Annotated in this window: 21 protein-coding genes; 12 read left to right on the plus strand and 9 right to left on the minus strand. The window is 71.4% G+C overall.

Annotated features, from left to right (window positions below; translation table 11 throughout):
* Window positions 1-10: 10 nt before the first annotated feature.
* Both AB0C20_RS14575 and AB0C20_RS14580 read left to right on the plus strand, forming a co-directional pair.
* Window positions 11-988 (plus strand): ABC transporter ATP-binding protein, encoded by a 978-nt coding sequence (locus AB0C20_RS14575; protein WP_357187444.1) that lies wholly within the window; start codon window positions 11-13, stop codon window positions 986-988.
* Window positions 988-1935: an iron-siderophore ABC transporter substrate-binding protein gene (locus AB0C20_RS14580; protein WP_357568144.1), complete on the plus strand. Its 948-nt coding sequence runs from the start codon at window positions 988-990 to the stop codon at window positions 1933-1935. Before AB0C20_RS14575 ends, AB0C20_RS14580 begins: the two co-directional genes overlap by 1 nt.
* A 149-nt stretch (window positions 1936-2084) precedes the next feature.
* On the opposite strand, the gene AB0C20_RS14585 is transcribed toward AB0C20_RS14580, so the two are convergent.
* Both AB0C20_RS14585 and AB0C20_RS14590 read right to left on the minus strand, forming a co-directional pair.
* Window positions 2085-2900 carry a hypothetical protein gene (locus AB0C20_RS14585; RefSeq protein ID WP_357568145.1) on the minus strand — a complete coding sequence of 272 codons (816 nt, stop codon included), beginning with the start codon at window positions 2898-2900 and terminating at the stop codon, window positions 2085-2087.
* Window positions 2901-3179: 279 nt separating this feature from the next.
* Window positions 3180-3824, minus strand: a complete 645-nt coding sequence (locus AB0C20_RS14590) for a hypothetical protein (RefSeq protein WP_330440807.1) — start codon at window positions 3822-3824, stop codon at window positions 3180-3182.
* Window positions 3825-4182: 358 nt separating this feature from the next.
* On the opposite strand from AB0C20_RS14590, the gene AB0C20_RS14595 reads away from it, so the two are divergent.
* Window positions 4183-5271 carry an acyltransferase gene (locus AB0C20_RS14595; RefSeq protein WP_357568146.1) on the plus strand — a complete coding sequence of 363 codons (1089 nt, stop codon included), beginning with the start codon at window positions 4183-4185 and terminating at the stop codon, window positions 5269-5271.
* Here AB0C20_RS14595 and AB0C20_RS14600 read toward each other — a convergent pair.
* On the minus strand, window positions 5249-7762 hold the full coding sequence (locus tag AB0C20_RS14600) for a DUF3516 domain-containing protein (RefSeq protein ID WP_357568147.1): 2514 nt from the start codon (window positions 7760-7762) through the stop codon (window positions 5249-5251). The genes AB0C20_RS14595 and AB0C20_RS14600 overlap by 23 nt on opposite strands.
* Before the next feature lie 112 nt (window positions 7763-7874).
* Window positions 7875-8504, minus strand: coding sequence for a tRNA (guanosine(46)-N7)-methyltransferase TrmB (gene trmB, locus AB0C20_RS14605; RefSeq protein ID WP_357187495.1), 630 nt, complete (start codon window positions 8502-8504; stop codon window positions 7875-7877).
* Window positions 8505-8712: 208 nt separating this feature from the next.
* Between trmB and AB0C20_RS14610 the strand changes: the two genes are divergently transcribed.
* Window positions 8713-9300 carry a hypothetical protein gene (locus AB0C20_RS14610; RefSeq protein WP_357568155.1) on the plus strand — a complete coding sequence of 196 codons (588 nt, stop codon included), beginning with the start codon at window positions 8713-8715 and terminating at the stop codon, window positions 9298-9300.
* 235 nt (window positions 9301-9535) lie between these two features.
* Window positions 9536-10201: a class F sortase gene (locus AB0C20_RS14615; RefSeq protein ID WP_357568148.1), complete on the plus strand. Its 666-nt coding sequence runs from the start codon at window positions 9536-9538 to the stop codon at window positions 10199-10201.
* Between the two features lie 421 nt (window positions 10202-10622).
* Here the strand turns inward: AB0C20_RS14615 and AB0C20_RS14620 are convergent, their stop codons facing one another.
* The 3 genes from AB0C20_RS14620 to AB0C20_RS14630 all read right to left on the minus strand — a co-directional run bounded on the left by AB0C20_RS14620 (window position 10623) and on the right by AB0C20_RS14630 (window position 12776).
* Window positions 10623-10940, minus strand: coding sequence for an antibiotic biosynthesis monooxygenase (locus AB0C20_RS14620; RefSeq protein ID WP_210781367.1), 318 nt, complete (start codon window positions 10938-10940; stop codon window positions 10623-10625).
* Window positions 10941-11020: 80 nt separating this feature from the next.
* Window positions 11021-11818 (minus strand): exodeoxyribonuclease III, encoded by a 798-nt coding sequence (locus tag AB0C20_RS14625; RefSeq protein WP_357187426.1) that lies wholly within the window; start codon window positions 11816-11818, stop codon window positions 11021-11023.
* Between the two features lie 37 nt (window positions 11819-11855).
* The gene (locus AB0C20_RS14630; RefSeq protein ID WP_357187424.1) at window positions 11856-12776 is read right to left on the minus strand and encodes a PAC2 family protein; all 921 of its coding nucleotides are present in this window, start codon (window positions 12774-12776) and stop codon (window positions 11856-11858) included.
* A 420-nt stretch (window positions 12777-13196) separates the two neighbouring features.
* Between AB0C20_RS14630 and AB0C20_RS14635 the strand changes: the two genes are divergently transcribed.
* The 3 genes from AB0C20_RS14635 (at window position 13197) to AB0C20_RS14645 (ending at window position 15118) form a co-directional block, all read left to right on the plus strand.
* The gene (locus AB0C20_RS14635) at window positions 13197-14060 is read left to right on the plus strand and encodes a peptidase M23 (protein ID WP_357187421.1); all 864 of its coding nucleotides are present in this window, start codon (window positions 13197-13199) and stop codon (window positions 14058-14060) included.
* Between the two features lie 106 nt (window positions 14061-14166).
* Window positions 14167-14313 carry a hypothetical protein gene (locus AB0C20_RS14640; protein WP_357187418.1) on the plus strand — a complete coding sequence of 49 codons (147 nt, stop codon included), beginning with the start codon at window positions 14167-14169 and terminating at the stop codon, window positions 14311-14313.
* A gap of 49 nt (window positions 14314-14362) precedes the next feature.
* Window positions 14363-15118, plus strand: a complete 756-nt coding sequence (locus tag AB0C20_RS14645) for an EcsC family protein (protein ID WP_357568149.1) — start codon at window positions 14363-14365, stop codon at window positions 15116-15118.
* A gap of 17 nt (window positions 15119-15135) precedes the next feature.
* Here the strand turns inward: AB0C20_RS14645 and AB0C20_RS14650 are convergent, their stop codons facing one another.
* Window positions 15136-15987, minus strand: a complete 852-nt coding sequence (locus tag AB0C20_RS14650) for a GDSL-type esterase/lipase family protein (RefSeq protein WP_357187412.1) — start codon at window positions 15985-15987, stop codon at window positions 15136-15138.
* Window positions 15988-16107: 120 nt separating this feature from the next.
* Window positions 16108-16701 carry an antibiotic biosynthesis monooxygenase gene (locus tag AB0C20_RS14655; protein WP_112584652.1) on the minus strand — a complete coding sequence of 198 codons (594 nt, stop codon included), beginning with the start codon at window positions 16699-16701 and terminating at the stop codon, window positions 16108-16110.
* A gap of 131 nt (window positions 16702-16832) precedes the next feature.
* Between AB0C20_RS14655 and AB0C20_RS14660 the strand changes: the two genes are divergently transcribed.
* The 4 genes from AB0C20_RS14660 to AB0C20_RS14675 are packed head-to-tail and all read left to right on the plus strand — an operon-like array spanning window position 16833 to window position 20413.
* Window positions 16833-17651: an NmrA family transcriptional regulator gene (locus tag AB0C20_RS14660; protein WP_357568150.1), complete on the plus strand. Its 819-nt coding sequence runs from the start codon at window positions 16833-16835 to the stop codon at window positions 17649-17651.
* A 52-nt stretch (window positions 17652-17703) separates the two neighbouring features.
* Complete coding sequence (locus tag AB0C20_RS14665) at window positions 17704-17967, plus strand: DUF6343 family protein (protein ID WP_091401582.1); 264 nt, start codon at window positions 17704-17706, stop codon at window positions 17965-17967.
* A 12-nt stretch (window positions 17968-17979) separates the two neighbouring features.
* Window positions 17980-19395, plus strand: a complete 1416-nt coding sequence (locus AB0C20_RS14670) for an NADP-dependent succinic semialdehyde dehydrogenase (protein ID WP_357568151.1) — start codon at window positions 17980-17982, stop codon at window positions 19393-19395.
* Window positions 19396-19447: 52 nt separating this feature from the next.
* Window positions 19448-20413 carry a TIGR03885 family FMN-dependent LLM class oxidoreductase gene (locus tag AB0C20_RS14675; protein WP_357187402.1) on the plus strand — a complete coding sequence of 322 codons (966 nt, stop codon included), beginning with the start codon at window positions 19448-19450 and terminating at the stop codon, window positions 20411-20413.
* The last annotated feature ends 38 nt before the right edge of the window (window positions 20414-20451 follow it).

Raw genomic sequence — 20451 nt, forward strand, 5'->3', positions numbered from 1 at the left:
GAGTCGTGTGATGCTCTCCACCCGCGACCTGGTCGCCGGCTACGACGAGCGGACCGTGCTCGACGGGCTCGACCTCGACCTGCCCACCGACGCGTTCACAGTGATCGTCGGGCCCAACGCGTGCGGCAAGTCCACACTGCTGCGCACGATGGCCCGGCTACTCACTCCCCGCCGCGGCACGGTGCTGCTGGACGGCACCGCCATCCGCGACCTGCCGACCCGGGAGGTAGCCCGCCGCCTCGGCGTCCTGCCGCAGAGCCCGCTGGTGCCCGAGGGCGTCACCGTGGCGGACCTGGTCGGGCGCGGCCGACAGCCCTACCAGCGGTGGTGGCGGCAGTGGTCGTCGGAGGACGGCGCGGCGGTGGACCAGGCGATGGCCCTCGCCGACGTCACCGACCTGGCCGACCGACCGGTGGACAGCCTCTCCGGCGGTCAGCGGCAACGGGTGTGGATCGCCATGACCCTCGCCCAGGACACCGACGCCCTGCTGCTGGACGAGCCGACCACATTCCTCGACCTGGCCCACCAGGTGGAGGTGCTGGACCTCCTGCACCGGTTGCGCTCCGAGCGAGGCCGCACAGTGGTCGCCGTGCTGCACGACCTGAACCAGGCCGCCCGCTACGCCGACCACCTGGTCGCCATGCGCGACGGCGCCGTGGTCGCCGCCGGACCACCCCGGGAGATCCTCACCGCCGACCTGGTCCGCGACGTCTTCGGGCTGGCCTGCGTGGTGGTGCCCTGCCCGGTGACCGGCGCACCGCTGGTGGTGCCCGCCTACACCGGCGGCAACGCTCCGTCTCCCGCTGCCGCTCCCGCTGCCGCGTCGGGCGGCGCGGTCGCCTCGCCGGGTGGCGCTGGTGACCCGGCCGCTGCGCCCGCCGGCGCGGAAGACCCCGATTCGTCGACGGCGTCCGTACCGGACGCCCGACCCTCCACCGGCGACGCGGCCAACCCGCTCGCCGGCTCGCACCCCTCGAAAGGACTCTGATGCGTCGTCTCGTCGCAGCTCTCGCCGCGGCCGTCGCCCTCGGCGCCGGCCTCACCGCCTGCGGTGAGAGCGACCCGGTCGCCGGCTCCACCACCGGGGACACCCGGGAGATCACCCACGCCATGGGCACCACCAAGGTCCCGGCCGAGCCCAAGCGCGTCGTCGTGCTCGACACCGACAAGATCGACACGGCGCTGTCGCTGGGCATCACGCCCGTCGGCGCGGCCACCGCAGGTGAGGCGAAGAGCTGGCCCACCTACTTCGGCGCGGACAAGCTCGCCGGCATCAAGGAGGTCGGGGTGCTCACCGAGCCCGACCTGGAGGCGATCAACGCGCTGAAGCCGGACCTCATCCTCGGCAGCAAGTTCCGCCAGGAAAAGTTCTACGACGAGCTGGCAGCCATCGCGCCGACCGTGTTCACCGACAAGGTGGGCATCACCTGGAAGGACAACCTCCTCCTCGACGGCAAGGCGCTCGGCCGTGAGCAGCAGGCCAAGGATCTGCTCGCCACGTACGAGAAGCGGGCCAAGGACTTCGGCGCGACGCTCGGCGACGCCGCCGCGCGCAAGGTCTCCATCGTGCGGTTCCTGCCCGGCAACATCCGGGTGTACGGCCCGGACTCGTTCTCCGGCATCGTCATCGGCGACACCGGCCTGGGCCGCCCCGAGCGGCAGCTGCTCGCCAACAAGGAGGACAAGCGCTTCGACCTGGTCAGCCCCGAGCGGGTCAACGAGGTCGACGGTGATGTCATCTTCGTGACCGCGTACGGCGACAAGGCCGCCGCCGAGCAGACCAAGGTCGCCGGCGGGACGCTGTGGAAGGGCCTCGGCGCGGTCAAGGCCGGCAAGGCGTACCCCGTCTCCGACGAGGTCTGGATGACCGGCATCGGCGTCGGCGCCGCCAACAAGATCCTCGACGACCTGGCCAAGTACCTCCCTGCCGCCTGACACCCCACCAGCACCGCCCGCCGGCGTGGTGCACATCCGACCTCTAAAGATCCGCGCAAGTTCGGTGAAAGTGCTGACTCCTGAGCTGTTCAGGCAGCAGGATCCCCGAAGTTGCGCGGATCTTGGAGCGTCCGAGGTCTTTGCCTGCGTCAGCGGGAGCGGGACCGGATGGCTCGACGGAGTTCGGCGAGGAAGCCGTCGAAGTCCTCGCGAAACCGCTTTGCCGTGACGTGCAGGACGATCCAGTCCTCACCGAGCAGTCGGTTGAGGCGGCGTCGGTCTCGATGGAACTGCTCGGGATCGTCATGCCACAACCCGTCGTACTCAACGGCGACCTTGAGGTGCGGCCACGCCAGATCGAGACGGGCCACGAACCTCCCATCGCGCTCGACCACGAATTGCGTCACGGGCGTCGGCACCCCGGCGAGCACTATCCGCACGCGGAGCCGGGACTCTGGGATCGACTCCGCGCCCGCGTCGGCCAGCTCAGCCACACGCGCCATCCGTTTCCAACCCCGGTTGCCGATCCGTGTTCGGGAGTCCGCGCGCAGTCGAGGGAGCGCCACCAGCTGTTGTCTGGCAAGGCGATCTACGACGGCGACGGCGTCCTCCGTTGGCAGCCACTGGGCCAGGTCCCAACAGGTGCGCGTCGGCGTGGTCAGCGGGATGCCCTGACGTACGGCGACGTCGGTCGTGGTGATCGCGCCGGTGTGCACGACGAGCCCTGAGACCGGACCGAACCGCTTGCCGGCGGGCACGAGCACGTCGATGGGCTCGTGGTCGGCGACCGACGCCGCGCCGTACAGCGCCGCCGCACTGCGACCAGCGATCGCCGCGCCTGATGGCAGAACCCACAGTGCCGCGGCGGCACAACGAGTGCGGTGGGTGACCGCCAGCCGAGCATCAGCGTAGACATCCCGGAACAGCGGACGCCACGCCCTGCTGCGCAGCTCTGTCCGGGTCAACAGGCCTTGGGCAACGACGCGGGAGCCGCGAAAGACGCGTCCCTGAAGGCTCGCCGGCCGTCGTGGGGGAACAGGCATGACAGACACCATGACCGGCGTTCGCATTCACCCGCAGCCCCTGTGGATAACCCCTGAACCAGGGCGGACCGCCAAGATCCACGCAACTTCGCTCTTCTTGCTGCCTCGCCGCGACGCGAGACAGCAGCATCCCCGAAGTTGCGCGGATCTTGGGCGGATGAGGTGGGCGGGTGAGGTGGAGGGGGTGGGAATGGGGGTGGGTTAGGCGGCGGTGGACCAGATGGCGCGGAAGGCGGCGGCTTCGCCGGAGAGCCATCGTTCGATCTGGTCGGGCTTGGCGTCGGTGGGCATGCGGTGGGCCAGGCCGCGGCGGACGTCGACCAGGACCGGCTCGGCGTGCGGAAGCACCGCGTCCATGTGTCGGGCCATCAGGTGCAGGGTGGCGAGCACCGATTCCTCGCTCGGTGGGGCCTCGTCGAAGTGCAGGCGGACCGCTTCGGCGCGGCCGTCGGCGTGGCGTACTCCGAAGTGGGGGTTGATCTTGACGGGCAGATCGCCCAGCATCGCCAGGGCGTCGCGGGTCTGGGCGAGATCGACGGCGGCCGGCTCGCCGAGGGAGTGCAGCCAGGTAGTGGCGCCGGGGACGAGCGTCTGGTAGAGCGGGCGCCATCGTGGCTTGACGATGTCAGCCACCCCGGCCAGGTGGGTGCCGCCGGTGTGGAAGGCGATGTCGGCCTTGAGCGCCTTGACGAACTGGCCGTGCGGGTTGAAGCCGGACCGGCTGGCGCGCTGCTTGCGCAGCCCGCCGACGAAGGTCGCCTTGGTGGGGCCGGTGCGGTCGACGTAGCGGGTGAAACCGAGCAGTGTGGCGTAGGGGGTGAGGGGCGTCGAGGCGGGCGCGGTCACGGGCGTCCTCCCAGGTCAGGATCTTTATTAGTACATACATTCTAATCGACGGGTCTGACATTGCCCAGCGAAGTTGAGAGGGTGTGCCGCCTCCTGGCAACCGGACGAATCGCCCGGCTGGGCGAGTGTCGTGGGGCGCCGCCGGTCGGTCGGCGCTGACGGATCTGGTTCACCGTCTGGCATCCGTCGGCCTGCCGGTTGGGGAGGCTGGCTGATCAGAGGAACAGCCGCCCGGAGGGCGGAACGCTGTCTTGCTCGCGTTCGCGATGCTGCGTTATTTGTCGTACTTGTGGCGTTATTGTGCGTTGTGGTCATCGACGAGGCGTCCAGGGTTGTCATCCCTGGCAGGGGTACGGCGGTGCGCACCGTCCAGGCCGCCGACCCCGCAGCCGACCGGGACCGCTACCTGGACCTGCTGCGGACGATCGCGCTCGTCCGCGTCGTGATCTTCCACGTCACCGGTTGGATCTGGCTGAGCCTGCTGGTGCCGGCGATGGGTCTGATGTTCGGCATCGCCGGTTCGTTGATGGCGGCGTCACTGGACCGGCACGGCGCATCGGCCGTGCGCCGACGGCTGCGCCGGCTGCTGCTGCCGTACTGGGCGTTCGGCGCGATCGCACTGGCGGTGCTCTCCGTCGGGTGGCGTCCACTGCCGAGTGGCGTGGCCGGCTGGGCTGAACTGCTCTGGTGGGTGCTACCCCTGCGGGTGCCGCCGGTGGGTGGGCAGTCCTGGGCCTGGGTGTTCCACATCGGGCTCTGGTACGTCGTCACCTATCTGTGGTTGGTGCTGCTCTCGCCGGTGCTGCTGTGGCTGTTCCGCCGCTGGCCGTGGCCCAGCATCGGTGTCGCCACCGCGCTGCCGGTCGGGATGCATCTGACCGGTGTGCACGCCGGCTACTTCGTCGCCGCCTACCTGTCCTGTTGGCTGATGGGCTTCGCCCACCATGATCGGCTGCTGCACCGTGTCCCGTGGCGCTGGTACGGGTGCCTCGTGGCCGGCCTCGCCGGGGTGGGCGGCACCTGGGTGGTGGCCGCCATGGTGACCGGCCGGGCCGTCGACCTCAACCACATCGCGGGCGGCACCACACTGTGGTCGATGGCTCTCGTCGCAGTGCTACTGAGGGTGCAGCCCCGGCTCGTCGGCCGGGTGCCGCTGGGCGCCGTGCTCCGGGTGGTCAACGCTCGAGCGGTCACCATCTACCTCTGGCACATCCCGGCCAGCCTCGGGATGTTCCTGCTGCTCGCGCCGATGCTCCCGTACAACTCGGTGGCCTCGATCGCGCTGCGACTGACCGGGGTGTGCCTACTGACCGCCGGGGCGGTGCTGCTGTTCGGCTGGATCGAGGACGTGGCCGCCCGGCGTACGCCGGCACTGTTGGTTCCTCGGCCGGGCGCCGCCGGTCGGCACCGCGCCGATCGACAGGTCAGAGCTGGCCGACGTCGGTGATCCGCACGACCGCCGCGCCGACCTCGTCCGAGGCCGCCAGGTCGATCTCGGCGCTGATGCCCCAGTCGTGGTCGCCGTTGGGGTCGTCGAAGCTCTGGCGGACGGTCCACCGTTCCCGCCCCTGCTCGATCATGAGCAGCGCCGGCCCTCGGGCGTCCGGCCCGACGCCGATCGAGTCGTACTCCTCGAAGTACGGCGCCAGGGCGTCGGCCCACGCGTCGTAGTCCCAGCCGTCCTCGGCGTCCAACTCGGCGAGCAGGTCCCAGCGGCGAAGCGCGGCCAACTCGACGCGTCGGAACAGCGCGTTGCGCACCAACACCCGGAACGCCCGCGCGTTGCGGGTCACCGCCGGTGGCCGATCGGTCAGGGTGGCGTGCGCCTGGGCGACCTCGGCCACGTCGGACGGGTTGCGCAGGCGCTCCCACTCGTCGATGAGGCTGGAGTCGACCTGGCGGACCAGCTCGCCCAACCACTCGATGAGGTCGATCAGCTCCTCGGTCTTGGCGTCCTCGGGCACTGTCTGGCGCAGCGTCTTGTACGCGTCGGCCAGGTAGCGCAGGACGAGACCTTCCGAGCGGGTCAGCCCGTAGAACTGCACGTACTCGGTGAAGGTCATGGCCCGCTCGTACATGTCGCGGACGACGGCCTTTGGGGAGAGTTGGTGGTCGGCGACCCAGGGGTGCCCCTGCCGGTACATCTCGTACGCGGCCTCCAGCAGCTCGGCGAGGGGCTTCGGGTGGGTCACCTCGTCGAGCAGCTCGATGCGGGCCTCGTACTCGATGCCCTCGGCCTTCATGGCGGCGACCGCCTCGCCGCGCGCCTTGAACTGCTGCGCGGAGAGGATCTGCCGGGGGTCGTCGAGGATCGACTCGATCACGCTCAGCACGTCGAGCGCGTACGACGGGGACTCGGCGTCGAGCAGTTCGATGGTGGCCAGCGCGAGGGGGGAGAGCGGCTGGTTGAGGGCGAAGTCGAGCTGGAGGTCGACGGTGAGCCGGATCCGCCGGCCGGTCTCGTCCGGCTCGGGTAGCTCCTCGACGACCCCGCCGGCGCGCAGCGCCCGATAGATGGCGATCGCGCGGCGAATGTGCCGGCGCTGCGCGGCGGGCTCCTCGTGGTTGTCGGTGAGCAGGTGCCGCATCGCTGTGAACGCGTCCCCGGGCCGGCCGATGACGTTGAGCAGCATCGAGTGGCTGACCTGGAAGCTGGAGGTCAGTGGTTCCGGCTCGGCGTCGACGAGTCGGTCGAAGGTGGGCTGGCCCCAGCCGATCGAGCCCTCCGGCGGCTTCTTGCGGACCACCTTCCGCCGCTTCTTCGGGTCGTCGCCGGCCTTGGCGAGGGCCTTCTCGTTGTCGATGACGTGCTCGGGGGCCTGCACGACGACCCGGCCGATGGTGTCGTAGCCGGCCCGGCCGGCCCGCCCGGCGATCTGGTGGAACTCCCGGTTCTTCAGCAGCCGGGTGCGGACCCCGTCGTACTTGGACAGGCCGGTGAACAGCACGGTGCGGATCGGCACGTTGATGCCGACGCCGAGGGTGTCGGTGCCGCAGATGACCTTCAGCAGGCCGGCCTGGGCGAGGGTCTCCACCAGGCGGCGGTACTTGGGCAGCATGCCGGCGTGGTGCACGCCGATGCCGTGCCGGACCAGCCGGGACAGGGTCTTGCCGAAGCCGGCGGTGAACCGGAAACCACCGATCGCCTCGGCGATCATGTCCTTCTCGGCGCGGGTGCAGACGTTGACGCTGGTCAGCGCCTGGGCACGTTCCAGCGCCGCGGCCTGGGTGAAGTGCACGACGTACACCGGCGCCTGCTTGGTCTCCAGCAGTTCCTCAAGCGTCTCGTGCAGCGGCGTCATCGCGTACGAGAAGATGAGCGGGACCGGACGCTCCGCAGTGCGCACGACGGCGGTCGGGCGCCCGGTGCGCCGGGTCAGGTCGTCGACGAAGCGGGTGGTGTCCCCCAGGGTGGCGGACATCAGGATGAACTGGGCCTGCGGCAGTTCGATGATCGGCACCTGCCACGCCCAGCCTCGGTCGGGCTCGGCGTAGAAGTGGAACTCGTCCATGATCACCTGGCCGACGTCGGCCTTCGTGCCCTCGCGCAGCGCCAGGTTCGCCAGGATCTCCGCGGTGCAGCAGATGATCGGGGCGTCGGCGTTGACGCTGGCGTCGCCGGTGAGCATGCCGACGTTCTCGGCCCCGAAGACCTCGCAGAGCGCGAAGAACTTCTCCGACACCAACGCCTTGATCGGCGCGGTGTAGAAGGTCGTCCGGCTGTCGGCGAGGGCTGCGAAGTGCGCGGCGATCGCCACCAGGCTCTTACCCGAGCCGGTGGGCGTGTTCATGATCAGGTTGGCGCCGGAGACGATCTCGATGACCGCCTCTTCCTGATGGGGGTAGAGGTCGAGGCCGCGCTCCTTCGCCCAGCTGGCGAACGCGTCGAAGAGGGTGTCGGGGTCGGCGCTTGTCGGCAGCGCGGCGGTGAGCGTCATAGCCTGTCCATGGTGCCTGGATCATGCCCCGGTACGCCAACCCGGCCCGCACCGGATCCCCGTCCGGGCGTCCCGAACGCTCCGCTTTGCTCCTGTTCGGGCGTTTCGTCGGTCACCGTCGGCGGTACAACAGGTCCGCGACCGGCCGACCGGCAGTGATCGCCCGACGCTCGAACTTCGTCACCGGCCGGTGCGCCGGTCTCGGCGCGAAGCCGCCGTACGTGTCCACCAGCTCCGGGTCGGCCTCCAGCGTCTCCCGCATCGCCTCGGCGTACTCGGCCCAGTCGGTAGCGCAGTGCAGCACGCCGCCGGGGCGCAGCCGGGACCGCAGCAGCGCCACGTGCGTCGGCTGGATGATCCGCCGCTTGTGGTGGCGGGACTTCGGCCACGGGTCCGGGAAGAAGATGTGCACGGCGTCCAACACGCCCTCAGGCAAGCCGTTGACCAGTGACAACGCGTCGCCCTCCGCCACCCGTACGTTGCGCAGGCCACCGCGCTCCACCAGGTGGAGCAGGTTGGCGATTCCCGGCGTGTGCACCTCGACCGCCAGATAATCTCGATCCGGGTCGGCGGCAGCCATCGCAGCGGTGGTGTCGCCCATGCCCGAGCCGATCTCCAGCACCACTGGCGCCCGGCGACCGAACAGGTCGGCCAGGTCGACGGGCAGCACAGGTCCGTCCGGCACATCCAGGCCGTACGCGGGCCAGAGCCGGCTCAGCGCGTCGGTCTGCCGGTCGCTCATCCGACCCCGGCGGGGGTGGAACGTGCGGATCGTCCGGCTCGCGGGCGGGACGGCGGGGTCATGTTCGGTGGCGGTCACAGCGACCCGAGCGTACGCGACGCCGCCGGCGGATCGGATGTGATGTGCGACCGGAAATGAGAGGATCCAACTGGTACGGCAGGTCGGGTGCTCCACCGCCCGACCCGGCCGCACGGCGTCGAGAGGGGGCATCGTGACAGTGACCCGCGGCGTCGTGACCCTGTCGCTGGTGACCGTGCTGGCCGGCCCCCTGCTGGCCACCACACCCGCCCTCGCCGCGCCCGAGCGGGCTGTCGCCGTCGCGCCGGCACCGCAGCCCGGAGGGCCGCCCGGCGGAGCGCCTCAACCGACGCCGGCGGTGGACATCTTCGTCGAGGTGAGCCCCAGCACGGTGCAGCCCGGCTACCTGGTCGGCATCCGGGCCAGTTGTCGGGACAACTCGGTGGGCGCCACGGTGGTCTCCGACGCCTTCGGGGCGGTCGGCGTGCAGCCGCAGCACGGGGTGCTCACCGCCGCGCCGATGGTCCGCGAGCGCACCCGCCCCGGCAACTACCGGGTCAAGCTGGAGTGCCGCGACGGCGAGACCGCCTCGACGATGCTCCAGGTGGTCAAGAAGATCCCCAACCAACCCAGCCGTGGTCCGGCGACCGGGTTCGGTGGGAGCAGCGGCGGGATCACCGGCAAGCTGCTGCTGCCCGGCGGCGCGGCACTGATCATCAGCGGGCTGATCCTCGCCGTGATGGCGATGCGCCGCCCCCGAGCCGCCGCGCGTCGCTGAGCCCGCCATGACGATCTTCCGCCCCACGCCGCCGCCGGCGGGTTCACGCCCGCCGTCGCCCGGTCGTCCCGCCTCGCCGCCGGACGCTGCCCGCCAGCCGTTCGCCGGCCGTCCCGCCTTGCCGCCCGATGACGTTCGGCTGCCGGTGGACGACGGTTGGCCGGACTCCGACCGTCCGTCAGGTCCCGAACGCTCGTCGCGTTCCCAGCGCCCGCCGGATCCCGACCGCCCCTCGGTGGCAGCGCGTCCGGCGACCGCCGTCGCCCCCCGGCGTAGTCGTCCCTCCGGCCGCAGCCCCTGGTCCGTACCGTTGGCAGTGGTGTTGGTGTTGGCTGGGGTCTTCGCCACCGGGGCGGGGCTGGGCCGTTCGGTGGGCCCGTTCGACCTGGCCCCGACCGGCGGTGACCGACCGGCCCGCAGTGAGTCGGTCGGGTTGTCGGCCAGTCGCCCGGTGCGCCTCTCCGTGCCAGCGATCAAGGTGACCGCGCCGGTGGCACCCGTCGGGCAGGCGCGCGACGGCTCGATCGCCGTACCGCCGCTGGAACGGCACAACGAGACCGGCTGGTACGACCGGGGGCCCACCCCCGGTGAGCCTGGCCCGGCGGTGATCGTCGGGCACGTGGACACGAAGACCGGCCCGTCGGTCTTCTACGACCTGGGCAAGCTGCACCCCGGCGACCTGATCGAGGTGGCGCGGGCGGACGAGTCGGTGGTGGTGTTCCGGGTCGACACCGTGGAGCACTTCCCGAAGGACCAGTTGCCCGCCGAGCGGATCTACGGCAACTACGGGCCACCCGGGCTGCGGTTGATCACCTGCGGTGGGCAGTTCATCGGGGGCCGCACCGGCTACGCCGACAACGTCATCGCCTTCGCCACCCTCCAGTCCTCCCGCAAGCCCTGAGATCGACCCCGTCTCGGCGTCAGCGGGTGCCTGGAGTGCCGCGGTCGCAACGACTGTCCGCAGCTTGACTGGGCTATCGAGCTGACCGCGGAAATCGGCTCAGTCATTTTTTAGAAGCGGTGACTGTCAAGCCGCCAGGGCAGGCCCGCCCTGGCGGGCACCCCACTGCGTCGCCGGGTCCGGTCAAGGTCGTGCTCGAACAAGGATGTAGTGGCCTCGCGGTGGAGAGGAGGGGACTAGATCCAGGATCGAGCGCGATCAAGGCGCCGGGTGCCGCTCGATACCCGCTTCGACGCGCCCGAACCGCCCCGAACCCGTCGTTGCATGGCCAAGATCCGCGTACTTCCGGGGAAACTGCTGCCTGGCGACGTGTCGAGGCGGGGAAATTCGTCCGGTTTTGAGAGGCCGGCCGCGAGGCCTGCTAGGGCTGGGGGACGTGCAGGGCCACCTCGAACTCCAGCAGGCTGGCGCCGGTGGAGACCGGAGGGCGGGGTTTGTCGCCGGGGGCGGCGGCGTGGGCGGCGCGCGACGGGCCGGCGGCCCACGCCTGGAACGCCTCTTCGCTCTCCCACTTCGTGTAGACGAAGTAGCGGGTCTCGCCGGCCACCGGGCGGAGGAGTTCGAAGCCGAGGAAACCGGGGGAGTTCTCCACGGTGCCGGCCCGGGCGGCGAACCGCTTCTCCAACTCCGCGCCGCCGCCGGGCGGAACGTCGATTGCGTTGATCTTCACGACTGCCATCTGCCCACCCTAGCCAGCGGACGCGGCACCGGGGCGGCCGCCCGTGGCATCGGACCGGCAGTGGGAACGACCGGGTGGGCTCAGAACGTCTCCACCGCCGGGACCAGGTCCACGTCGACCACGATCGGCGCGTGGTCGGAGGGGCCCTTGCCCTTGCGGGCCTCGCGGTCCACGTACGCCGAGCGGACCGCTCGGGCGAACGGCGCGGACGCGTACACCAGGTCGATTCTCATGCCCTTGTTCTGGTGGAACATGCCGGCCCGGTAGTCCCAGTAGGTGAAGGGGTGTGGGCCCTTCATCGGGGTCGGCACGACGTCGCTGAGGCCCAGGTCGCGCAGCGCCGCGAGGGCTGCCCGCTCGGCCGGGGTGACGTGCGTGGAGTGGGTGAAGACCGCCGGGTCCCAGACGTCGGCGTCGGTCGGGGCGACGTTGAAGTCGCCGCAGACCGCCAGCGGCAACCCGCCGGCCAACTCGGCGTCCAGCGCGTCGCGCAGCGCCGCGAACCAGGCCAACTTGTACGCGTAGTGCGGGTCGTCCGGCGTCCGGCCGTTGGGCACGTACACCGACCAGACCCGCACCCCGTCGCAGGTGGCGGAGATGGCCCGGGCCTCGGGCTCGGGAAAGCCGGGCTCGTCGGCGAACCCGACCCGGACGTCGCCCAGCCCGACCCGGGACAGGATGGCCACCCCGTTCCACCGGCCGTCGCTGTGGCTGGCCACTGTGTAGCCCAGCTCGCCGACCTCGGTCACCGGGAAGGCACCGTCCGGACATTTCGTCTCCTGAAGGCAGACGACGTCCGGCCCGGTGTCGGCCAGCCACTCCAGCAGGCGGGGTAGGCGGGCCTTCACCGAGTTGACGTTCCAGGTCGCCAGGCGCATGCCCCCAGCCTGCCGTATCCGACGCCGCGACGCCCGGTCAGCTGCCCGGGGTGTCGCCGGGACGGGTCTGTTCGGCCAGGAACCGTTCCAGTTCGGCGCCGAGTTCGTCGGCAGTGGGCAGCGGGCCGGCATCCGGGGCGAGCAGGCTCTTCTCGCCCCGACCCCGGGCGAACGCGTCGTACTGCTCCTCCAGGGCCTGGACCAGGGCTGCGGCGTCCTCGGTCTGCGCGACCTGCCGGTCGATCTCCACCCGGACCACCTCGGCGGCCGAGCGCAACCCGTCGCCGGGCAGCAGCAGCCCGGTGCTGCGCGACACCGAGGTGAGCAGCACCTCGGCGGCGGCCGGGTACTCGGTCTGCGCCACGTAGTGCGGCACGTGGGCGGCGAAGCCCAGCGCGTCGCGGCCCTGCTCGCCGAGGCGGAACTCCAGGAGGTGACCGACGCTGCCGGGCACCTGGACGCGTTGCAACCAGGGCTCGTAGCCGGCGATCAGTTCGGGGCGGGTGGCGTGCGCTGTCACCCCGGTCGGCCGGGTGTGCGGGACCGCCATCGGGATCGAGTTGAGCCCCACTGTGAGCCGGACGTCCAGCCGGGCGGCGAGCCCGGCCACGGCGGCCACGAAGCGCTCCCACTGCAGGTCCGGTTCGGGGCCGGTGAGCAGCAGGAACGGGGTCTCGTCGTCGTCCTGCAGGAGGTGCAGCTCCAGCTGGGGCGCGTCGACGCTCTCCCAGTGGTCCTCGACGAATGTCATCACCGGTCGTCGCGATCGGTAGTCGAAGAGCTGGTCGACGTCGAACGTGGCGATCGGCCGACCCTCCAGCGAGGTGAGTAGCTGCTCACGCGCCAGTCGGCTGGCGTTTCCGGCGTCCACGAACCCGGTGAGGGCCTGGATGAGGACCGGCTGCCCGAGGTCGGGCAGATCGTCGGTGAGCTGGTAGAGCTCGTGTGGGTCGAGCACCGGTGCGGACCTCCCTGAAATGTGCCTGCGGGGCGCCGTCGCGACGGAGGGCACCCGTTCGGGCAACGTACCCGCCATCCTGGCGCATTCCTGCGTCGGGCGATCCGTTGGCCGGGTGGTGGGCGTGACCGGACTAATCGGCTGTTTACGCCACCAGGCCGAGCCTCATGGCCGATCGGCCGAGCGGCGGTTCGGCCCAAAGGCCGAGTTTGTCGATCATGTCAGGCTCGGAGGTGGAATGTTCGGTAGTGTCCGGCACCGTGCCGGTCCGCGTGCGGCGCCAGCTTCATCCGGTACGCGAGGTCCGTTCCCCGGGCGGGTCACCCCGCCCAGGTCGTCCACCAGTGCGGCTCCGATCTGTGTCGAGCGCCACGTGATCACCGTGCGTGATCGGGGTTGCCACCTGCCTAGCCTCGGTTGATGCGTGACGACGGCACCCTCGACGACCCGTACGCCCCGAGCAGGCCCACTGCCGATACGGAGGATGGCACCTCAACCGAACGGACAACCGCCGCGAGCCGGCTCCGGGCGTACGCCCGGGACCTGACCGGTCGACGCCGGGCACAGCTGGCGCTGGCCACCGGTGTGGTGTGCTGCCTCGGTCTGACCGCCGTCGTCCAGGTTCGCAACGAGGACGCCGACGCCGCGACCCGGAGTGGATCGCTCTCCAGCTCCGATCTGGCGCAGCGCGCCGAGCAGCAGCGCGCCTCACGTTCCCTCGACCGCACGGCTGCCCCGAGCACCTCCGCCTCCGCCGCCCAGTCCGCCGCGGCGAGCCCCGCCGACCCGGACACCAGCGCGCCGACCCGCAAGGTCGTCCCGGCTCGCCCGAGCGACCCGGCGCCCGTCGCCGGGTTGGACGAGGACCAGATGGAGAACGCCGAGGCGATCGTCCGCGCCGGCCGCAAGATGGGGGTGCCGCGCCGGGGTCTGGTGATCGCGGTGGCCACCGCCATGCAGGAGAGCAACCTCTACAACGTGGCCAGCGGCGTGCTGCCCGAGTCGCAGGACTATCCGCACCAGGGCGTCGGCTGGGACCACGACTCGGTCGGGTTGTTCCAGCAGCGTTCCAGCAGCGGTTGGGGCCCGGTGGGGCGGCTGATGGACCCCGAGTTCGCCACCCGGCAGTTCCTCAGCGCGCTGGAGCAGGTGCCCGGCTGGCAGCGGATGCGGCTCACCGACGCCGCCCAGGCGGTGCAGGTCTCCGCGTACCCCGAGCACTACCAGCAGCACGAGTGGCGGGCCACCCGGGTCGTTGACGCGATCGTGCCGGCGGGGCGGTAACCTTCCGCCCACTATGGACGGTCAGGGTTGAGGCTGTCGCATCCCGGGTACTTGTGTTGCGGGTTCGGGGTACACATGAGTACGGGACCATCGACAGGAGGACGTTATGTCACTGATGCAGCGGATCAGCGCGTTTCTGAAATCGCCGAAGGGGCAGCAGTTGGTCGACCGGGGCCGGCGCGAGATGGCCAAGCCGGGCAACCAGCAGAAGCTGAAGGGGTTGGCTTCCCGGCTGTCCAACCGCCGCCGCTGACCGCTCCATCGGCCGCCCTGTCCACCGTTTCCACCCCTGGGGAGACCTGGTGACCGACACTCCGCACGTCGGCGGTCAGCCCGCCGCCCCTACTCCGCAGCCGTCCGTCGACCTGCCGGCCGGGCCGGTGGACGCCCCCGAGGGTCCGCCGGCCCGGCTCTGGGACCGGATGCGTGACGACCCGCAGTACGCGCCGGAGCACCTTGCCCTGGAGGCGGTGCGCCGCCTCGGGCCGGAAGCCGTGCAGTGGGCCGCCCGTGCCCGGGCCGAGCAGCCCGGAGTTTCCGCCGACGTCCTTGCCGACCAGGCGGCCCGCAAGTTCGTCAACCTGGCCCGACTGTCCGGCGCGGTCTCCGGCGTGGCCGGGCTGCCCGGCGCCGTGATCGACGTGGGCGTGCTGGCCTGGACCCAGGCGCGGATGGTGTTGCACATCGCCGCCGCGTACGACGTCGACCCCCTGCACAACGACCGGGCCACCGACCTGCTGGTGCTCCAGCGGGTGCACAAGGTCGCCGAGAGCGCCCGGCTGGCGCTCGGCGTGGCCGCCGGCCGGGAACGCGCCGACGCGCTCTTCGGCCTGGGCGGGCAGCGTCCGCTCGGTCGGGTCATGCTGCAACTCGGCATTCGGCTGGCCCAGATGGCCGGCGTCCGGGCCGCGAAGCGGATGGTCGCCAAGATCGTCCCCGGTGCGGCCATCGTGCTCGGCACCTGGGCCAACTCGTCGGCCACAAAGGACCTCGCCCAGCGGTCTCGGGGCCTCTACGGCTCCCGCGGCAACGCCGTCCCGGAGCCGCGCCAACCCTGACGGGCCGATCGGGGTCGTCAGCTGGCCAGCCCGGAGGAGCGCCAGGTCACCTCGGCGATGCGGCCCTGGCCGGTGGCGTTGGGATGGAACCAGTCCAGCGGGTTGAGCAGGTCCAGGGTGAACCGGACCTTGTGCAACGCGCCGCCGTCGTGCCGGCACCGTGATCCGTACGCCCGGCAGGCCGCCTTCAGTTCGGCGTTGTAGGCGTCGATCCGCTCCCGGACGGCGGCCCGGCGCGCCCGGTCGGCGGGTGCGGTCGAGGTCGCCTCGGCCAGCAGGGCCGGGCAGATGCCCCGCCGCCACGCGCGGGTCGCGCGGGCGTCGTCGTGTCCGACCTCCCAGAGTCGGTACAGGTCGGGGATGCTCACCACCAGCACCCGTGCCTTCGGCCTGCCGGTCCGCAGGACCCGCAGCCCCCGGTCGACGTCGGCCCGGAACTGCGCCACCGGCGTCATCGCGTCCACCCCGCCCCGACAGACGTCGTTGGCGCCGATCAGCACTGTCACGTAGTCGGCGCGGTCGCGTACCGCCGCCTCGGCCTGACCGACGAGGGCGTCCGCGCGGGCGCCGGGACGGGCATGGTTGTACGTCCGGTCGCGGATCGCCGGGTTCTGTTCGAGCAGCCGCCGGTAGTGGCTCTGCACCCGCAGCCCGTCCCCGGTCGACCAGGAGTTGCGCTCGCAGGAGGTGAGCACCAGGCAGGAGGCGAAGCCGGTGCTGATCGAGTCGCCGAGGGCGGCGATGCCGCCGGGCCCGGTCGTCGGCCTGGCGGTCGTGGTGGGGCGGGGCTCCGCGGAGTTGCCGCCCTCGCAGGCCAGTGCGACAAGCGCCGCGAGACAGGCCAGTGCGGCCACCCAGCGTCGAGGCATGACGTCTCCCGTTCCCGCAGCACAGAGCGACAGCGCGGTAACTCTATGCGCAGGATGTGGTGGGCCGGGAAGTTGCTGTCGGGTATGCGGCAGAGTGCCCACGCGGAAGCCGTCGGGGTGCTATGCGTCCCGCCACGGTGCCCGCTGACCGTGCAGCCACCAGTGCAACGCCCGGGTGATCCGGGGCAGCACCAGATAGGTCATCAGCGGGGTCAGGCAGAGCGTCATCAGCAGCACCCGGGCCGCCAGCGGCACCGCGTCGAGGAAGCGGCTCGTCAGCAGGGTGGCGGTCAGGCTCAGCGGGAAGAACGCAAGCCAGATGGTCACCGCCTGCTTCCAGCGGGGCGGCGACGCGGGCGGGGCCGGTTCCACCGGGTCCACCGAGTGCTCCAGCGGCCTGTCGAACCAGCCCTCGATCCCGGTGCGCCGCTCGACCCGGGTGTGCTCGACGATGCCCTGTGCCGAGCTGAGCCACCAGTGCCGCTGCGGCGACTCCTCCCACCGGCGCAGCGTCTCGGCGTCGGCGAAGCGGTAGAGCATGTGCCACTCCGGCGAACCGGGGCCGCTCTGCACCCAGCCGGCGCCGAGAAACCCGGGGAACGCCTCGGCCAGCGCGGTGCCGGCCCGCATCCAGGCCACCATCTCGCTGGCCCGGCCGGGATCGACGCGGCGGGCGATGGAGACGGTCACCGGCACGGCGAGGGTCATTGACATGCGCCCATCCTGCGGTCGACGACGGCCGCGGCGCGAACGGATGTAATCGAGCACACCAGCGCACCCCGGTGCCGCCCGGTCTCGCCGGCGATCGGTCGGAACCTGTCGGGGGTCGATGCTCTACTCGGGGCATGGCCGACAGAGCGATTCTCGTGCTCGGTGCGACGGGCACCACCGGGCGACGGGTGGCCGACCGACTGCGGGCGCTGGGCGTCCGGGTCCGCGCAGCCTCCCGCAACGGCCCGGTGCGCTTCGACTGGTCGGTCGAGTCGACGTGGGCGCCCGCGCTGGCGGGCGCGTCCGGTGCCTACCTGATGGCACCGGACGGCCAGCCTGTCGAGCCGGCCCTCGTCCGGTTGGCAGTCGAGCAGGGGGTGCGGCACGTGGTGCTGCTGTCCAGCCGGGCGATCGAGACGATGGGCGACGAGCGTCTGCTGGCCGCGGAACGGACGGTACGCGAGGCCGGCGCCGACTGGACGATCCTGCGAGCGGACTGGTTCGACCAGAACTTCGACGAGGGAGTGTTCCGGGAGGCGGTGCTGGCCGGGGAGATCACCGTGCCGGTCGGCGGGGCGCGCCAGGCGTTCGTCGATGCCGGCGACATCGCCGCCGTCGCGGTGGCCGCCCTCACCCAGCCCGGGCACGCCGGCCAGGTCCACGAGGTCACCGGGCCCCGGGCGATCACCTTCGCTGAGGCAGCCGAGACCATCAGCCGAGCGGCGGGCCGACCGGTGCGCCACCTCGGCACGGCTGACGACTACCGGGCCGCGCTGGGTCCGCTGGGCGTCCCCGCCGAGGAGATCGAGCAACAGATCGCGGCCTTCGCGGCCCTGCGCGACCTCGGCCACGCGGAGCCCACCGACACCGTCCGCCGGCTGACCGGTCGCGACCCGCGCGACTTCTCGGCGTACGCCGCCGCGGCGGCGTCGCGCGGTGCCTGGCGCGACTGACCGACGTGTCCGAGACCGGTTAACGCTGGCGATCGGGGGTAGGTCCCTGGGCATGACGAGATCGCAGCCCCGGCGCGCCCGTGGCACGGTCGGCCACGCGAACAGCGCGTTGAACCTTCGGCTCACCCTCGCCAGCTTCGGGCTGGTGATCATGGTGCTCTTCGCGGTGCTGGCGTTCTGGGCCGGCATCGCCTGGCTCGGCGTACTCTGCGCGATCTTCGCCGTGGTCGCCGTGGTCGACCTGGTCGTGATCCAGCGCCGCCGCGCCGCCCGCCGCCGCGAGGAGCCGGGCGTACGACACTCGTTGTTCGAGTGACAGGAGGACGCAATGCCCCACATCGCCACCACCAACCCCGCCACCGGACAGGTGCTCAAGACCTATGAGGCGATGTCCACCGAGCAACTCGACGACGCCATCGAGCGCACCGACCTCGCGTTCCACCAGCTGCGGGCGACGACCGTCGGCCAGCGCGCCCAGTGGATGAACGCCGCGGCCGACCTGCTGGACGCCGAGCGCGACGAGATCGCCCGGATCATGACCACGGAGATGGGCAAGACGTACGTCGCGGCGCAGGCCGAGGTGACCAAGTGCGCCACCGCCGCCCGCTTCTACGCCGACAAGGCCCCCGCGTTCCTCGCCGACGAGCCCGCCGACGCCGACGCCGTGAAGGCCATCCGGGCGTTCATCCGCTACCAGCCGATCGGCGTGGTGCTCGCGGTCATGCCGTGGAACTTCCCGCTCTGGCAGGTGATGCGCTTCGCCGCCCCGGCGCTGATGGCCGGCAACACCGGCCTGCTCAAGCACGCCTCGAACGTGCCGCAGACCGCGCTGCTGCTGGAGGACGTGTTCCGACGAGCAGGCTTCCCCGAGGGGGCCTTCACCACGGTGCTGGTCGACTCGGAGGCCGTCGACCACATCCTCAGCGACCCCCGGGTACGAGCCGCGACGCTGACCGGCAGCGAACCCGCCGGCCGGTCCATCGCGCAGATCGCCGGGCGGGAGCTCAAGAAGACCGTCCTCGAACTCGGCGGCAGCGACCCCTTCGTGGTGATGCCCTCGGCGGACGTGGACCGGGCCGCCGAGGTGGCCACCACCGCCCGCTGCCAGAACAACGGCCAGTCCTGCATCGCGGCGAAGCGGTTCATCGTGCACACCGACGTGTTCGACGCCTTCGCCGAGAAGTTCGCCGCCAACATGGCCGCGCTGCGCGTCGGCGACCCGATGGACCCGAACACCGACGTCGGGCCGCTGGCCAGCGAGCGTGGCCGCGACGAGGTGCACGCCCAGGTCAGCGACGCTGCCGACAACGGCGCGACGGTGCTCTGCGGTGGCGAGCCGCCGAGCGGCAACGGCTGGTTCTACCCGCCGACAGTGGTCACCGACCTCACCCCGCAGATGCGGATGTGGTCCGAGGAGGTCTTCGGCCCGGTCGCCGGCCTGTTCCGGGTCTCGTCGTACGAGGAGGCGATCGAGGTCGCCAACGGCACCAGCTTCGGCCTCGGTTCGAACGCCTGGACCCGGGACCCGGCCGAGCAGGAGCGCTTCGCCACCGACCTGGACGCCGGCAACGTCTTCATCAACGGGATGACCACCTCGTACCCCGAGTTGCCGTTCGGCGGTGTGAAGAACTCCGGGTACGGGCGGGAGTTGTCGGCGCTGGGCATGCGGGAGTTCTGCAACACCAAGACGGTCTGGGTAGGCGAGGGCGCCGCCTCGGCCGGCGCTGGCGCGCACGCCGAGTAGTTCGGGGCGCGGCACGCGTCAGCCGGTGCCGTCGTGGGTAGGAAGTGTGCCCATGACGTCGTTCGGTTTTCACGCCTCGCATGAGCAGATCGGTCCACGCGCCCTGTTGGAGGCGGTGATCCACGCCGAGCGGGCCGGCTTCGACGCCGCCATGTGCTCCGACCACTTCTCCCCGTGGAGCGCCCGGCAGGGCGAGTCCGGCTTCGCCTGGTCCTGGCTGGGCTCGGCGTTGCAGGCCACCGGCATGCCGTTCGGCGTTGTCAACGCGCCCGGTCAGCGGTACCACCCGGCGATCATCGCGCAGGCGATCGGCACCCTCGGCGCGATGTACCCGGGCCGGTTCTGGGCGGCTCTGGGCACCGGCGAGGCCAGCAACGAGCACATCACCGGCGACCCGTGGCCCCGCAAGGACGTGCGCAGTGCCCGGCTGCGCGAGTGCGTGGACGTGATCCGGGCCCTGTTGGCCGGCGAGGAGGTCAGCCATGACGGCCTGGTCCGGGTGGATCGGGCCCGGCTGTGGACCCGTCCCGAGCAGCCGCCCGCGCTTGTCGGCGCCGCCGTCAGCGTGGCCACCGCCCGCTGGTGCGCCGAATGGGCGGACGGGCTGATCACCGTCAACGCCCCGGTGGAGCACCTGCGCGAAATGATCGACGCGTACCGGGACGCTGGCGGACGCGGGCCGCTGCACCTCCAGGTGCACGTCTCCTGGGCGAGGGAGCAGGCCGAGGCCGAGGCTCTCGCGTACGACCAGTGGCGCAGCAACGTCTTCGCCCCGCCGGTCTGCTGGGACCTGGAGACCGTCGAACACTTCGACGTGGTCTCCGCCGACGTGCCGGCGCGGCGGGTCGCCGAGGTGGTGAACGTGTCGGCGGACCTGGGCCGCCACGTCGGCTGGCTGGAGGAGTACGCGCAGCTCGGCTTCGACCAGATCGCACTGCACCACGTCGGGCAGGAGCAGCGCGGCTTCATCGACGCGTTCGGCGCGGAGGTGCTGCCGAAGCTGCGCCCGGGCGGCTGATCGAGGCCCGAACAGGCGTTCCCCTAGGCTCGTACCCC

The sequence above is a fragment of the Micromonospora sp. NPDC048843 genome (assembly GCF_040649965.1).
GTDB classification, from domain to species: Bacteria; Actinomycetota; Actinomycetes; order Mycobacteriales; family Micromonosporaceae; genus Micromonospora; species Micromonospora hortensis.